Here is a 15843-nt window from a genome sequence, read left to right as displayed (position 1 = left end):
ATATTAACGGGAAGAAAGAAAGAGGTAAGCATATGAAAGTAGCAATTTTGATGGGTTCTGATTCAGATTACAGTGTTGTAAAAGGTGCGATTGACGAATTAAGCAAATTTGGTGTCGAATCGGTTGTGCGAGTACTTTCAGCACATAGAACACCGCATGAGGCGGTCGAATTTGTTATGAATGCAGAAGATGAAGGTATAGAACTCTTTATCGGCTGTGCAGGTAAAGCGGCTCACCTTGCAGGTGTTATCGCAGGCGTATCCTCATTGCCTGTTATCGGGCTTCCGATCAAGTCTTCAACAATGGATGGTTTGGATTCACTGCTTTCAATGGTTCAAATGCCTAGCGGGGTCCCTGTGGCGACAGTCGCTATCAACGGATCTCAAAACGCAGGTCTGCTTGCGGTTCAAATTCTTTCACTTAAGTACCCTGAACTTAGAGTGGCTTTTAAAGCATTCAAAAAACAAATGGCTGATGAAGTACACGCAAAGAACGCAAAAGTTCAAGAAATGCTAAAGGCATAGGAGGATCTATCATGCAAAAGCTAGAAATGCTATATGAAGGTAAAGCAAAGAGAGTTTATAAAACAGATGATGCGGATGTTTACTTGGTAGAATACAAAGATGATGCGACGGCTTTCAACGGTGAAAAAAAAGGTATGATTGTGGGTAAAGGCGTTGTAAACAACAAGATGTCCGCGCTGATTTTTAAAATGCTTGCTGAAAAGGGAATTCCAAACCATTTGATTGAACTTGTCAGCGACAATGAGCAACTCGTCAAAGCAGTTGAAATCCTTCCACTTGAAGTGATCATCAGAAACGTGATCGCAGGTTCTATGGCAAAGCGTGTAGGTATCGAAGAAGGTACTGAGATCAAACACACGATCCTTGAGTTCAGCTATAAGAATGACGCTTACGGCGATCCTTTAATCAATGACGACCATGCGATCGCAATGGAGCTTGCAACAGCTGAGCAAATTGCGACAATTAAAAAATATACACACCAGATCAACGAAATCTTGAAAGCCTTTTTCCTTGAAAGAGGAATGAAACTGATCGACTTCAAACTTGAGTTCGGAGTTTATAAGGGTGAGGTTATTCTTGCCGATGAAATTTCACCGGATACGTGCAGACTCTGGGACGTTGAAACCAATAAAAAACTGGATAAAGACCGTTTCAGAAGAGACATGGGCGATGTGGAAGCAGTATACCAAGAAGTTCTTAACAGACTGTAACGGAGGTTATGATGCATATATTCGATGATAAGCTAAAAGAAGAATGTGGGGTCATCGGCATCTATAAATCAGGAGCGGAGCATTTATCACAAATGCTCTGCTTTGGTCTTGTTGCCCTACAACACCGCGGTCAAGAGAGTGCGGGAATATCGGTAAGTCGAAACGGAAAAGCAAGCTATTACAAAGAGATGGGACTAGTACAGGAAGTCTTCAACGACAAGGTCCTAGAAAGAATAGGCACTGGTGATATCGGTATAGGCCACGTGAGATACTCGACGACGGGTGAAAGCTATGTTGCAAACGCTCAGCCGCTTGTAGTGCAATATAAGGGCGGTTCGATCGCACTAGCACACAACGGAAACCTAGTGAATGCCACAAAAATCAGAGAAGACCTTGAAGATGAGGGTTCGATCTTCACTACTTCTATCGACTCTGAGGTTATCGCCAACCTGATCGCACGTCACTATAGCCTCGGCTACAAGGACAGCATCGTCAAAGCGCTTGAAAAAATCGAAGGCGCATACGCGCTTGTGATCACTTGTGAAGACAAACTGGTAGGAGTTAGGGATCCACATGGCCTTCGTCCTCTTTGCCTAGGTCAGTTCGACGACGGCGGCTATGTACTCGCATCAGAAAGTGTCGCACTTGACGTTGTAGGTGCCAAGTTTGTAAGGGACATCAACAAGGGTGAAATGGTCATTATCGACGAAAACGGTGTGGATAGCCATACCGTTTGCATGTCAAAACGCAAGGCGGTTTGCGCCTTTGAGTATGTCTACTTCGCCAGACCCGATTCCATCATGGATGGACAGAGCGTCTATATCGCAAGAAGAAACGCGGGCCGCTCGCTTGCCAAACAGCATCCTGTGGACGCAGACCTTGTGATCGCAGTGCCCGATTCAGGCATCGCAGCAGCTATCGGTTATGCAGAAGAATCAGGTATCCCATATGGTGTAGGTCTGATCAAAAACAAATACATGGGTAGAACCTTTATCCAACCGGATCAAAAATCAAGAGAACTAGCTGTAAGACTGAAACTAAACGTACTTACAGACAACATAGTAGGGAAGCGCATCATCATGATCGACGATTCAATCGTGCGCGGTACGACAAGCAGACGTATCGTCGACATGCTTAAGAGCGCAGGCGCCAAGGAAGTCCACGTACGCGTGAGCTCACCACCTGTAGCCCACAGCTGCTATTTCGGTATCGACACGCCAAGCAAGAAACAGCTTGTCGGTGCGACACATACGGTAGAAGAGATCAGAGACATGATCCACGCCGATTCGCTTGGCTACCTTAGCATAGAAGGGCTTGTGGAATCGATCGGTGCTGATTACAGCACGCTTTGTACGGCTTGTTTCAACGGAGATTACCCGATGTCCGTACCTGCCATCGGTAATAAATTTGTGTTCGAGAAGAACTAAGGAGTTTAAACTATGTCTGAAAAAATCACGTATAAAGACGCCGGAGTGAATATTGAAGAAGGCTATAAAGCCGTTGAGCAAATGAAGGAACATGTGAAGAGCACTTTCAACGAAAACGTGCTCACAGGCATCGGAAGCTTCGGCGGTCTGTTCCAATTACCTATGAAAGGCATGGAAGAACCGGTACTCGTATCAGGAACCGACGGAGTTGGAACAAAACTTAAAATCGCATTTATGACGGATATACACGATACTGTCGGGCAGGACCTTGTCGCCATGTGCGTGAACGATGTTCTCTGTCAGGGCGCTACGCCCCTGTTCTTCTTGGATTACCTTGCGACAGGTGCCTTAAAGGCTGAAAAAGCCGCCGCACTGGTCAAAGGAATCGCTGATGGATGCAGGCTTGCGGGTTGTGCGCTTGTCGGTGGTGAAACTGCCGAAATGCCGGGCTTTTACGCGGATGGCGAATACGATATGGCAGGCTTCACGGTGGGTATGGTCGATAAGAAGAAAATCATCGACGGCTCAACGATTGTAGAGGGTGATGTGATTATCGGACTGCCATCTTCAGGAATCCACTCAAACGGTTACTCACTAGTTAGAAAGCTGATCTTTGATGTTGCAGGATTGACGCTTGAGGATCAACTTGCCGATACAGGCATGACAGTGAAAGAAGCACTGATCACTCCTACAAGAATTTATGTGAAACCTGTGCTTAAAGTAATCAATACGGTGACTGTAAAGGGTGCCGCCCATATCACAGGTGGTGGATTCATCGAGAATATTCCAAGAACATTACCTGCTGGAGTCAGCGCTAAAATCGACAGAAGCTCATGGGAAGTACCAAAACTCTTTAAGGCGCTCAAGAAGTATGGCAACCTTGAAGATACGGATATGTTCAACACCTTCAACATGGGGGTAGGATTTGTACTCGTGATTGCAAAGGAAGATGTGGAAAAAACTCTGAAAACCCTTGAATCAGAAGGCGTTCATGGCATTACACTGGGATCGATTGTAAATGGTTCTGAAGGTGTGATCCTATGATAAAAAGGATTGCTGTTTTCGTATCGGGTTCTGGCAGCAATTTGCAGAGCCTTATCGACGCCACCTTAAGCGGCGAAATCGAAAACGGCAGTATCGATCTTGTCGTAGGTTCAAAGCCTGGTCTTTATGCTTTTGAACGGGCTAAAAGCCATCAGATACACCATGTGGTCAAACGAGTGAAGGATTTTAGCACGACTGAAGCATACAATGCGGATGTGTTGGGACTTTTAAAAGATAGGAAGATAGACCTGATCGTGCTTGCAGGTTACCTGGCTATCCTGACCCCAGAAATAACAAAGGCGTATGCAGGTAGGATTCTCAATATCCATCCTGCCCTTATTCCTTCATTTTGCGGCAAGGGATACTACGGCATGCACGTGCATGAGGCGGTTTACAAGAGCGGTGTGAAACTAACAGGCGCCACCGTCCACTTTGTGGATGGCGGCATCGATACGGGTGCCATCCTGATTCAGGAGTGCTGCCCTGTGAGTCTGAAAGACACGCCCGAGACGATTCAGAAAAAAGTACTTGAGATAGAACATCGAATTTTACCAAGAGCCGTAGATGCAGTGATAAAAGGCGAAGTGATCTTTGATGGTGAAAGAGTCTTTATAAAGAAATAAGTTAACGTTGGGACGATCGTTGTGTTTTGTGGAGGAAAGTAATGAAAAAGCGGGCTCTGATTAGTGTGTTTGATAAGACAGGTGTTGTGGAATTTGCTGCAAACCTGGTTCGATTGGGTTTTGAAGTCGTATCGACTGGCGGTACGCTAAAACTTTTGAAAGACAAGGGGATTGCTGTCACAGGCATCACCGAAATCACAGGGTTTCCGGAATGTCTGGATGGAAGAGTGAAAACACTGCATCCTGTCGTTCATGCAGGGATTCTTGCGATGAGAGAGAACAAAGAGCATATGGCCACACTCGATGAGTTTGGCATCGCTACGATCGATGTTGTCGCCATCAATCTGTACCCATTCAGAGAAACCGTGTCAAAACCGGAATGCACGATGGAGGACGCGATTGAAAACATCGATATCGGCGGTCCTACCATGTTAAGATCTGCAGCGAAAAACCATAAAGATGTAATCGTTGCGGTTGATCCGGCGGACTATGCCTGGATCGTAGAAGGTCTTGAAAAAGAGGATATTTCCTTCAATCAAAAGCAACTGCTCGCACTGAAAGTATTTGAGCACACCGCACATTATGATGCGATGATCAGCGACCACCTAAGAAGAAACATAGAAGGCGCGAACCAGTATCCTGAAAAACTGACGATGGCGTTTGATAAGGCGTCAGACCTTAGATATGGTGAGAATCCGCACCAGAAGGCGGTATTCTACAAAGATGCGCTGCCGCTTACGATTGGACTTGCAGGTGCCCAGCAGCTTCACGGAAAACAGCTTTCGTTCAATAACCTGAACGATGCACAAGCTGCGATCAACTGTGTGAGGGAATTTGAAGAAACAGCATGTGTCGCAGTGAAACATGCCAATCCATGCGGAGTAGGCGTCGGTCGAGACGTGTTCGAAGCCTATACTAGAGCCCATGACTGTGATCCTAAGTCGATCTTTGGCGGAATTGTGGCATTCAACCGTGAAGTAAACGTGGAAACTGCCGAAAAGTTACATCAGATCTTTTTAGAAATCGTCATCGCTCCAAGCTTTGATGAAGAGGCGCTTGCTATCTTAACACAAAAAAAGAACATCAGACTGCTGGTTCTGGATGTTGCGAAGGTGGTTCCTACTTATGATGTCAAACGTCTTAGTGATGGCGTATTGATTCAAGATGAAAACACTGAACTTTACACAGAGCTTAAAACAGTAACCGATAGATTACCAACAGAAAAAGAAATGGCGGACCTGATTTTCGCATATAAAGTTGTAAAACACGTGAAATCAAACGGTATCGTACTTGCGAAAGGACTGCAGACAGTGGGTCTTGGACCTGGCCAAGTCAACAGGATCTGGCCGACTGAAAACGCGATCAGACAATCCGAAGTGGAAACAAGAGGATCTGTACTAGCATCGGATGCTTTCTTCCCGTTTGAAGATGTCGTGGAGGCTGCTGCAAAAGCGGGTGTCACCGCCATCATCCAACCTGGAGGATCGATGAAAGATCAGGATTCGATCGATAAGGCGAATGCCTATGGAATCGCCATGGTCTTCACCGGAATGAGACATTTTAAGCATTAAAAAAAAGTGCGAACGCCCGAAACGTTCGCACTGCACATTCGCGCAGGTGTGAGTTAACTTAAAAAGTTACCTCTTTGTCGATTAACCCTCACATCTGCGCTTGTGGTCCGCAGGATTTTCTTGCGGATAGAGGTAGGAGTCTACCCAACTTCTACCTCGCCCGGATTATTTTAAATAGTCCGGGTTTCTATTATTCCATAAACAATCCGACGTGTAAAGGGTATGCGGATGAGACGATATAAATGGAGGACGATGGTGTGAGAGTACTATTGATAGGCGGTGGCGCAAGAGAGCATGCGCTTGCATGGAAACTTGCTCAAAGTGAGAAGCTGACTAAGCTGTATGCGGCACCGGGTAATCCTGGAATCGCAGAAATTGCCGAGTGTGTGGATATCGGGGCGACCGACATCGACAGACTTGTCGATTTCGCAGTGGATGAAAATATCGAGTTTGTCGTGGTGGGACCTGAAGATCCCCTTTGTATGGGAATCGTAGACAGATTAAACGACAAGGGCATCAAGGCGTTTGGCCCCCACAAGAAGGCTGCAAGGCTTGAAGGCAGCAAGGCCTATTCAAAAGAGTTCATGCTCAGACACGATATCCCCACAGCCAAGTACGGGCGGTTTGATGATGTGGCTAAAGCGGTCGCCGCGCTTCCTGGTTTCGGTCTGCCGGTTGTCATCAAGGCGGACGGTCTGGCTGCCGGTAAGGGTGTAATCATCGCACAAACAGCCAATGAAGCGGTCGAAGCAATCAAGGACATGCTTGTGGGCAACAGTTTCGGTGAAGCCGGAAGCATCGTTGTCATCGAAGAGTTTTTGACGGGCATCGAGGCATCCGAACTTTGCTTTGTAGACGGAAATACGATAGTATCCCTTGAAAGCGCTCAAGACTACAAAAGGGCTTATGACGGTGATCTGGGGCTAAACACAGGCGGTATGGGAACCTATTCGCCAAGTAGGCTATATACGGATGAGATAAAGAAAACAATCAACGACAAAGTGCTGCAGCCCTTTATCAAAGGACTACAGGCGGATGGGCTTGAATATCAGGGACTTGTGTTCATCGGCCTGATCCTAAAGGACGGTCAACCCAAGGTGTTCGAGTTCAACACAAGGTTCGGTGATCCTGAAACGCAAAGCCTGATGGTGCGTCTTGAGAACGACCTTCTTGACGTCATGTTGAAGACCGTCGCCCAGCAGCTGAATCAAGTGAACCTGACATGGTCTGATGAAGCTGCGGTAACGCTTGTGATGGCGGCGGGAGGTTATCCTGAGGCCTACAAAAAAGGCGACGAGATCACAGGCCTTAAAGAAGTGAAAAACGCGGTGGTCTTCCATGCGGGAACAAAAGAAGTAGACGGCAGGATTGTGACAAACGGCGGAAGGGTGTTAAGCGTGGTTGCCAAAGGCGACACGATAGAAGCCGCTAGAACACTCGTTTATGAGGAAATGAAACATATCAAGTTCAAGGATATGATGTATAGAACAGATATCGCAAAGTAGGAAAAGTCCATGTCGGAAGACATGGATTTTTTCATGTGTACGTTTTGCGGTAAGTGGTCGCATAGACTAAAAAAATGAAATGACTTAAAGCAGGATAACCGGCGATAATTGCTTAAAAAATGTGTATAATTGTAGAGGGGGGGAAAAACATGCGAGTTGATAGAAAAGAAACTAAATATCGGTTAAATGTGACTGAATACGGAAATTTATGCAGTCTCTTACCGAGAATGCTGGAGCCTGATATAAATAATGGGGATTATGGGTATTACATAAGGTCGCTTTACTTCGATAGCATCAATGATAATGACTATTTTGAAAAAGTAAACGGAGTTGAGGTCAGAAAAAAAATTCGCCTAAGAGTTTATGGTGATAAAAAGAAGGTCAAACTCGAGATTAAAAGAAAAATGGGTGCTTTTCAAAGAAAGGACAGCTTGTGGATTAGCATGGAAGATGCGATGAAACTACAAGCCTGCGATTATGATTGCTTAGACAATTATGAAGATGAACTTGCCGGTGAAATTCGGCACTTGCTTGTGGCAGGCGGCTACAAACCGGTGGTGCTCATCGATTATTTAAGAAAAGCCTATACGTCCCTTGCGAATGATACGAGAGTAACACTCGATTCAGAACTCAGATCTTCTGAGTTTGATCTTGACCTGTTCTCAGACGGTGATCAGTTGATTCCCGTACAAGATAATTATTTCGCAATTCTTGAGATTAAGTCTTCCGGTGGACTGCCACGCTGGATTAGCAGGCAATTAAGCGGAATAGAAGAAGCAAGCAGAGCAGTAAGCAAATACAGCAATTCACGATGGTTTTATGAAGAAAATAATATGCTATAGGCTGAGGAGAAATCATGAGAGAAACATTATATAAACTTTTAGAGGGCGCAAGCAGCGATGTCACGATGCTTGTGATGTTGCAAAGACTGTCAGTCGCACTTGTACTAGGCTTAATACTGTATGTGACCTATAGGTTGTCATTTTCAAGCGTCACCTATAATCGAAAATTCAATACATCGCTGATTATGATCGGCATGGTCACTACTGCCGTCATGATGGTGATCGGTTCGAGTGTCGCGCTTTCGCTTGGGATGGTCGGTGCCTTATCCATTGTCAGATTTCGAACAGCCATCAAGGACCCAAGAGATGCCGCGTACATCTTCTGGTCGATCGCCATCGGATTATGCGCCGGAACAGGTAATTTTAGCCTTGGAGTTGGAACAACCCTTGCGATAAGTGTTGTCCTCCTATTTGCAGGTGTCGGACTTAAGTTCAAAAAAGATATCTATATCGTCGTCATCAGGGGTGATCGTTCTGAAGAAGAAAATATCATGGGAGAAGTCAATAAAACCTTTAAGACGTATTTATTGAAGTCCAAACATACGACTGAGACAAGCCTAGAACTTGTTTATCAGGTAAAAATGAAAAACGGTGATGACAAAGGATTTGCACATCGGTTATATAAGTTACATGGAATGAGAAGCATAAATATTCTGGCACAGAGTGGTGAGACGATTGGTTAAGAAGACAAAAAGGTTGGCACTGGCTGTCGTTGCTGTCATCATGTTGACAATTTCATTGATGGGGCTTTATTATCTGTTGGATATACAGGAGTCTGAGGTGGATGTGGAACAATATCCTTTTCCACCACTTCTTGACGTGTCCAAAACAGTATTCAGATTGCCTCAAGCGGTGACAGACAGAACGCCTGTCGCAGGGACGATGAGCATAGAATATGGTAAAGAAAAGAAAGAGTATGGGATAACGGCTTCAAAAAGAGGCTCAAGCTCCTACCTATTTAGCAAACCTCAGTATTCACTTTCGCTTATCGGTGAGGATGGCGTTGAGGTGAGCCGGTCTATCATGGATATGCCATCCGGTGAGGACTGGGTTTTAAATGGCCCCTTTATCGACAAGACGATGATCAGAAACTATTTAGGCTATTCTGTGGCGTTCGACATCATGGGTTATGCTCCTAGACTTCAGTTTACAGAACTCCACCATGAGATTAATGGAGTGTTATCCTATAGGGGACTCTATGCTTGGACAGAAAAGATACGCCGCGACAATCACAAAGTCAAGATCAGCGCGTCGCTTCAAGGATACGAAGAGACTTCATTCATTGTGAAACGCGATACTTACCGGATTGGAGACACGCTCTTGAAAGTCTATGGGAAAGAACTCTATCTGTATCCCAATGAGATGCTGCAGGTTTATCCGCGAGTGAATCTAACGGATGCTCAAAGAAACTATACGGAAGATACGATCAGTCTTTTTGAACGGAACCTGTATCATGACAATTATGACGTGGAGGGCCTGGGATATGAGGAGTATGCGGACCTGCTTTCTTTTGTCGACTTTGTCATTATCAATGAGTTCTTTATGAATACGGATGCAGGCATCAAAAGCACCTACTTTTACAAGGATGCACGTGGAAAACTGATGGCAGGTCCGGTGTGGGATTTTAACAACGCCATGGGCAATGTCAATTTCAATTTTGAAATGTATGATTACAAAGGCTTTTTTATGCATCAGCGAGCATGGTTCGACAGACTTTTGAATGACAAGAAGTTTGTGGGTATCCTAATCGACAGGTATAAGCATTTACGTAGGTTGGAGTTAAGCGATGATGTGCTTCAAAGTAAGATAGATGAGGCGATGTCTGTGCTAAGCCCATTCATTGAAAGGGATCAGACGCTCTATACTGCGAGTAAAGTCAATGTGGCTTATCGCGGCTTCTTAGGTCTCGAAGATATGCGCCTAGCCGATCATATGAATCAGATGCTTCTCGATGAACATCATCTGCCGACAGAGGTGTCACGACTTAAAAACTTCATTACAAAGAGGGGTCAGTGGATGGACGAGAACATCGATAGTCTTTTAAAGTGGGTGGACCAATGAATATGAGACGGTTTATCTTCTTCACGGCCCTTGGCCTACTGATTGCGATCACAGGCGGATTAATGTTTCTTCAACAGACAAGTGCAAAAAATCGAGTGGAAAATTTTTCGGTGGTCAATCATGTTTTTATAAAACGGACAGATGACAAATGGACCGCAATCACTCTCAATGGCACCAACTTGACTCCGGTTCAGCCTGGTACGTTTCCTGGGGAGGAAGATGTGGCGGTCGAAACCTATGTAGAGTGGTTCAAGATGATGTCCGAACTTGGACTGAACACGATAAAAGTCGAGGCAAAGATGCCAGGTAGGTTCTATCAGGCACTTAAACAGTACAATGACTCTGTCGATTCCCCGCTGTATTTCATTCAGGGAATCTACTTTGATGAGGTAGCCCTTAAAGACGGTGAGATCCCGCTTGCAGAGCATCTCAAACAAGCCTATCGGACGGAAATAAAAGCTACGATCGACAAAGTTCATGGAAACAAGACTTTCTGGTCGAGCATCTATTTATTTGAAACCGAGTCGGTCGATGTTTCAGAGTATTTGATAGGGTATGTGATGGGTGTCGAATGGGGCATTGACGATATCGCCATATCAAATCTCATTTTTGATACAAGCACCTATCAAGGTGATTATTTCTTTACGAAGGGCCAGTCCACCCCTTTTGAAGCATTTATCGCTGAGATGATGGACGTTGCTGCAAACTACGAGTTTAATAAGTACTTGCAACAGAGCTTATATTCGACTGCAGGTCATCTTGGCATGCTACATAAGAAACTGTATGATTCTACCGAAGTGAAAGAGCACTACGACTGGATTAGGTCGTATGCGACTGCGGATATGGAGCACATCGGAGTGACTGAGCGTCTTCATACGGGGACCTTTGCCAGTTATGACTATGAAGGATTCAATGTGTTCAGATCGCAAGACACTGATTTGCCGAGTGACCAGATACTGAAACTTGTCAGTGAGTATCATACCATTCCGGTTGTGATTTCTGCTTATGGGGTTCCAAGCGGGAGGTTCTGCGCAGAGTATGCGGATCATGAACCTACAGCATCTATAAGTGAACAACGACAGGGGGAACTAACTGCGATTCAATATAATGAAATCACTGAAAATGGATTTGGAGGTCAATTTCTAAGAGATTGGCAAGACGCTTGGTTTAAGTCATCTTGGAACACGGTGGAGCTTAAACTTCCTGACCAGTCGCCTTACTGGCATGATCCTCAAACATTTGGACAAGGTTATGGTCTAATAGGCTTCACGGCAGATAGTGAAGCACTTAAATATCCGGATGAGTCCATCGAAGACTGGGGAAATGAAAAACCTTTCCTATCAGCATCGAGCGGTGACTATTATGTTCATGCCGGTGTTGACTATCTGTATTTGATGATCGATCCTGTGAAGGAGTTGTCCGCGTCGACGTCGACGGTTATTGGATTCGACATCACTCCTTTATCAGGTCACACCTATTTTGAGAAATTTGACATCACCTTTGACCGGCCTGTTGATTTTGTGCTCGTACTTTCTGAAGAAGGGGTTCAGGAAATGTATGTGCATGCCTATTATGACACTTTCAGCTTTAGAAAAATGGCTCAACAGATTCGTGTGAGACCTGATTTGCTTCCCTTTGAGAAGGCTGAACCGCTCTTCGTTAAAATGTACCAGTTTACAGACAGCAGCGCACTCAGTCAAATGGATCATGTTACCGATTTGAACGATTTTAGATTGACAGGAGCTTTTGTCCGTGGAATTTCGGATCCGAGTGACAAACGGTTCGATTCGGCAGCGGATTGGTATTCGACAAAAGACCATCTTGAAGTCAGAATCCCGTATGCGCTTCTAAATTTTATGTCTCCGGCAAGTCAACTGATTCAAGGTGACTTCTATGAGACCCATACCATCACACCGCTGAAAATAGATGGAGTAGGTCTTGCTTTCGGTAGGGTTGATGAGGATGAAACAATTGTTTTCCCAACGGTAAGGCTTGATTGGGAAGAATGGTTCAAACCGAGTTTTGAAACAAGAAAAAAGCAATCTTATCAACTGATGAAAGATCTTTTTATGGAGAACTGATATGAATTCAATCGTACTGATATATATGATGCTTTTTTCATTTATTATCATCATAATCACAAGCCTTCTGTATTTAATGTACGTGGATGCGGTCAATAGACGCTTTTTACGTCGAGTGGGTGTTGTTTCAAAAGGGTATGAAAATATAATTATGGAAGGGCTGTCGGCTGTGGAATCTGGTGGTACTGTTTCACTAGAACACATCAACCTGATTAATAAAAGAAACAAATCACAGTCTTATGAGCGTGTTTTTCAAAATGTGATGATCGACTATGCGACAAATAAAGAAAACAGAGGGAATGTGATCGCATATATGAGTTGTTTTGAATCCTATGTGAACCACAAAATCCAAACTGTAAGAAGGAACCGTTCTGTCAAACATGTGCAAAACGTTTTTTTAGTCGGTGAATATCGACTTCGGACAGAACAGGTTGTGGAATATCTGATAGAAGGAGTACATTCAAAGTCGATCGCCTTAAAATTCAACAGCTTATCCGCGCTTTCAAAAATTGGTGATGCGGATTTTCTTGTGCGCGCACTTGTGATCACAGCAAAGGAAAAAGGGTATCTAAATCAAAAGGTACTAACCGATGTGCTGGATTCCTTTGAAGGAGACAGAGAGGATTTAATTGAAAAACTGGTGGAGAACATCAGGGAGTTGACAGGCTTATTTAGGCGTCTTGTGATCAACTACTTTCTCAATCAGAACGAGAAAAGCCCTGCGAAGATGATAAGTCAGCTGTTGAAAGAAGTTACAGATAAAGAAGAGCATATCATGATTCTCAAATATTTTGGAAATATCCATTACAACGAAGCGATTGAAGATGTGCTGAAAGCGACGCAGCACGAGATATGGGAAATTCGGGCAATCTCTTCAAAAACGCTCAGAATCTATGTACAAGAGTTGGAGCTTCAACAACTGCTACCGGTTTTGTCCGATGACAACTGGTACGTTAGGATCAATATGGCGACCACGGTGCTTGATTACATCGATCATCATCAAAAAACATTGAAACATGATTTTGAGTTGATAAAGCAGAGTCTTGACGACCCCTATGCGATCGACGCCTTGGAATATGCCCGTCATTTGCAAGAAGAACCTTCACATCTCAAGGAATCGATCGGGGAGATACTCAGGAAAGGGGTGGAGTATGCTCATTAAATTACTTGATTTTCTCAACTGGGCGTTCATGTACTACATCTTCGGGTACGCAATTACTTTTTTCGTATCTACGCTATTTGCAGTAACGTATCTTTTTGAGCGTAAAGAACAGGAACGACACGACAATGACTACTATATAAGGAATGAGAAGAATTTCATACCGATCTCCGTACTTGTTCCAGCCTATAATGAGGAAGTCACCATCGCTGACTGCATCTTATCGCTTATCACTCTTGATTATCCTGAATATGAAGTAGTGATCATCGATGATGGTTCCAAAGACGGTACGGTGGACCACCTGATTGAGAGTTTTAACCTGGAACAGACTGCGCGACCTGTACGAAAACTTCTTGGCACGAAGCCTTATCATGAAATATACACACGGAACATTAATGGCGTCATGGTCACACTTGTCAAAAAAGAAAACGGCGGTAAGGCGGATGCGCTCAACATGGGAGTGAATATCTCCAGATACCCGTATGTGGTGGCGCTTGATGCGGATAGCATGTTACTTAAAAAAGATTCGCTGAAGAAAATCAGCATGCCCATCATGGAAGATGAAAGGACGGTCGCTGTAGGTGGAAATATCAATATCGCCAACTCGGTCGTCATAGAAGACGGAGAAGTGGTGAAGACTTTTTTACCTAAAAACTTCGCCGTGCTGATGCAGATGGTGGAATATGCAAGAATATTCATTACAACTCGCGTATGGTTTAATCAATTTAACGGAAACCTGATCATATCCGGTGCGTTCGGCCTGTTTAGAAAAGATGTTGTGGTGAGTGTAGGCGGGTACAAAAGCCAGAGCATTGGCGAAGACATGTTGATGGTTGTTGATATCCATGCGTTTTTCAGGCGTAATAGAAAAGAATATAAAATAAGCTATGTGCCCGATGCGATCTGTTGGTCTCAGGTTCCGGAGAAATGGAAGGACCTTGCCACACAAAGAAAGCGATGGCACATAGGACTGATGCAGAGCATATTCCAGCATTTTTATATGTTTTTAAATCCGACGTTTGGCTGGATCGGCATGTTTTCTTTTGTCTATTACTTCTTCTATGAAACAATATCCTGTGTGATTGAGCTGGTCGGTCTAATCATGATCATCACGTCCTTTTCACTTGGACTGATCAACGTTCAGTTTTTTGCCACCTTTTTACTTGTTTACGTATTGTTCAGCAGTGTCATATCAGTTTCATCAATTCTACTGAGTTACTACCTGCTTGAAGACAGGTATAACTTGAAACGCTTATTGGCCTATATCCTACTCAGTCTCATCGAAGCCGTCGGCTACCGTCAGTTTTCTACAATTCAACGACTTATCGCCATGTTGGGGTACAAGAAGTACTCTAAATCATGGGGGAGAATTGAAAGAAAATCGCATTTGAAGTCATAAAGGAGGGCGCATGCATCTTTTAATCGCTATTTTACTAGTTTTGCACACCTCGCTAGCACCTGTTATAAGCGATTCTGACATATCGGATTCACCTGACATGTCCATGTTTGTGTGGAATCTAGAAGAACTGACCTCCGACTCGATTGAAAAACTTAAAAGCGATGAATTCAATACGATCTACTTATATTATTCGGCTGACGATGAAGAAAGATTCATCAGTAAATGCAATCTGGCCAAATCATACGGCTTCAAAGTCTATGCCCTTGGCGGGAGTGCAAAATGGGTTGATGACAATGAAACCGCCTTCGATGCGTTTATGAGTCATCTTGTGGATCTTAAAAAGCGCCAAGTGTGTGACTTTGTCGGTATCATCCTGGATATTGAACCCTATGTCCTAAAGGTGTCAGAAAAGAAAATGCTTAAGTACTATGAGGTGTTTCAAAATCACATCGTGGAAGCAGATAGTATTTGCCGAATGAATGGACTTGAACTTAATATCGTCATTCCTTTTTGGTATGAAAAAGTAGAACTTGACAATGGCTACGGAAAAACGAATCTCGCTGAGTGGATCATGGGCAAAGTGGATACAGTCACTGTAATGGCATACCGCAACAAAGTCATCGGCAGCAACAGTATCACCGCACTGATTAAAGAAGAAGTCCATTATGCAAGAAAGTTTGGAACCACGCTGATTATTGCTGTGGAGACGCGGCCGTCACAAGAGGGTGATAACGTATCATTTGCGGGATATTCAAAAAACGAAGTCATGTTGGTCCTATATGAACTAAAAAAAATAGGCGTCACCATTGACTGTGACATACAGGTGGCGGTGCATCACCTAGAGACATGGCTTATCTTGAATTAAAGTGAAATTGGAAAGAAGCGACCGGATGAGGT

General features: G+C 44.2%; 14 protein-coding genes. All 14 read left to right on the top strand.

Going from position 1 to position 15843, the window contains the following annotated elements; genetic code table 11:
* The first annotated feature begins 32 nt into the window (after positions 1-32).
* Entirely contained in the window at positions 33-524 is a 492-nt protein-coding gene (gene purE, locus DWB64_RS06170) for a 5-(carboxyamino)imidazole ribonucleotide mutase (protein ID WP_129487337.1), read from the top strand.
* 11 nt (positions 525-535) lie between these two features.
* Positions 536-1234 (top strand): phosphoribosylaminoimidazolesuccinocarboxamide synthase, encoded by a 699-nt coding sequence (gene purC / locus DWB64_RS06165; protein WP_129487336.1) that lies wholly within the window; start codon positions 536-538, stop codon positions 1232-1234.
* Positions 1235-1245: 11 nt separating this feature from the next.
* Positions 1246-2661: an amidophosphoribosyltransferase gene (gene purF / locus DWB64_RS06160; protein WP_129487335.1), complete on the top strand. Its 1416-nt coding sequence runs from the start codon at positions 1246-1248 to the stop codon at positions 2659-2661.
* Between the two features lie 12 nt (positions 2662-2673).
* Entirely contained in the window at positions 2674-3705 is a 1032-nt protein-coding gene (gene purM, locus DWB64_RS06155) for a phosphoribosylformylglycinamidine cyclo-ligase (RefSeq protein ID WP_129487334.1), read from the top strand.
* Positions 3702-4328, top strand: a complete 627-nt coding sequence (purN, locus tag DWB64_RS06150; protein WP_207713437.1) for a phosphoribosylglycinamide formyltransferase — start codon at positions 3702-3704, stop codon at positions 4326-4328. The genes purM and purN overlap by 4 nt, the downstream gene beginning before the upstream one ends.
* Before the next feature lie 41 nt (positions 4329-4369).
* Complete coding sequence (purH, locus tag DWB64_RS06145) at positions 4370-5899, top strand: bifunctional phosphoribosylaminoimidazolecarboxamide formyltransferase/IMP cyclohydrolase (protein WP_129487333.1); 1530 nt, start codon at positions 4370-4372, stop codon at positions 5897-5899.
* Between the two features lie 257 nt (positions 5900-6156).
* Positions 6157-7404: a phosphoribosylamine--glycine ligase gene (gene purD / locus DWB64_RS06140; protein WP_129487332.1), complete on the top strand. Its 1248-nt coding sequence runs from the start codon at positions 6157-6159 to the stop codon at positions 7402-7404.
* A 149-nt stretch (positions 7405-7553) separates the two neighbouring features.
* Entirely contained in the window at positions 7554-8246 is a 693-nt protein-coding gene (locus DWB64_RS06135) for a polyphosphate polymerase domain-containing protein (RefSeq protein WP_164980265.1), read from the top strand.
* Between the two features lie 14 nt (positions 8247-8260).
* Positions 8261-8929 (top strand): DUF4956 domain-containing protein, encoded by a 669-nt coding sequence (locus DWB64_RS06130; RefSeq protein ID WP_129487330.1) that lies wholly within the window; start codon positions 8261-8263, stop codon positions 8927-8929.
* Positions 8922-10307, top strand: coding sequence for a CotH kinase family protein (locus DWB64_RS06125; protein WP_129487329.1), 1386 nt, complete (start codon positions 8922-8924; stop codon positions 10305-10307). Before DWB64_RS06130 ends, DWB64_RS06125 begins: the two co-directional genes overlap by 8 nt.
* Positions 10304-12388: a hypothetical protein gene (locus DWB64_RS06120; protein WP_129487328.1), complete on the top strand. Its 2085-nt coding sequence runs from the start codon at positions 10304-10306 to the stop codon at positions 12386-12388. The genes DWB64_RS06125 and DWB64_RS06120 overlap by 4 nt, the downstream gene beginning before the upstream one ends.
* A gap of 1 nt (position 12389) precedes the next feature.
* Positions 12390-13550 carry a HEAT repeat domain-containing protein gene (locus DWB64_RS06115; RefSeq protein ID WP_129487327.1) on the top strand — a complete coding sequence of 387 codons (1161 nt, stop codon included), beginning with the start codon at positions 12390-12392 and terminating at the stop codon, positions 13548-13550.
* A complete protein-coding gene (locus DWB64_RS06110; RefSeq protein ID WP_129487326.1) occupies positions 13540-14946 on the top strand; it encodes a glycosyltransferase family 2 protein in 1407 nt (468 codons plus the stop codon). The genes DWB64_RS06115 and DWB64_RS06110 overlap by 11 nt, the downstream gene beginning before the upstream one ends.
* A 10-nt stretch (positions 14947-14956) precedes the next feature.
* Positions 14957-15811, top strand: a complete 855-nt coding sequence (locus tag DWB64_RS06105; protein ID WP_129487325.1) for a hypothetical protein — start codon at positions 14957-14959, stop codon at positions 15809-15811.
* The last annotated feature ends 32 nt before the right edge of the window (positions 15812-15843 follow it).

Origin of the sequence: Fusibacter sp. A1 (assembly GCF_004125825.1) — a bacterium.
Lineage (GTDB): Bacteria > Bacillota > Clostridia > Peptostreptococcales > Acidaminobacteraceae > QQWI01.
This window is presented reverse-complemented; position numbering and strand designations above follow the sequence as displayed.

Coding starts and splice junctions, on each gene's coding strand:
- purE (WP_129487337.1), top strand. CDS start 33: ATGAAAGTAGCAATTTTGATGGGTTCTGATTCAGATTACAGTGTTGTA.
- purC (WP_129487336.1), top strand. CDS start 536: ATGCAAAAGCTAGAAATGCTATATGAAGGTAAAGCAAAGAGAGTTTAT.
- purF (WP_129487335.1), top strand. CDS start 1,246: ATGCATATATTCGATGATAAGCTAAAAGAAGAATGTGGGGTCATCGGC.
- purM (WP_129487334.1), top strand. CDS start 2,674: ATGTCTGAAAAAATCACGTATAAAGACGCCGGAGTGAATATTGAAGAA.
- purN (WP_207713437.1), top strand. CDS start 3,702: ATGATAAAAAGGATTGCTGTTTTCGTATCGGGTTCTGGCAGCAATTTG.
- purH (WP_129487333.1), top strand. CDS start 4,370: ATGAAAAAGCGGGCTCTGATTAGTGTGTTTGATAAGACAGGTGTTGTG.
- DWB64_RS06135 (WP_164980265.1), top strand. CDS start 7,554: ATGCGAGTTGATAGAAAAGAAACTAAATATCGGTTAAATGTGACTGAA.
- DWB64_RS06130 (WP_129487330.1), top strand. CDS start 8,261: ATGAGAGAAACATTATATAAACTTTTAGAGGGCGCAAGCAGCGATGTC.
- DWB64_RS06120 (WP_129487328.1), top strand. CDS start 10,304: ATGAATATGAGACGGTTTATCTTCTTCACGGCCCTTGGCCTACTGATT.
- DWB64_RS06115 (WP_129487327.1), top strand. CDS start 12,390: ATGAATTCAATCGTACTGATATATATGATGCTTTTTTCATTTATTATC.
- DWB64_RS06110 (WP_129487326.1), top strand. CDS start 13,540: ATGCTCATTAAATTACTTGATTTTCTCAACTGGGCGTTCATGTACTAC.
- DWB64_RS06105 (WP_129487325.1), top strand. CDS start 14,957: ATGCATCTTTTAATCGCTATTTTACTAGTTTTGCACACCTCGCTAGCA.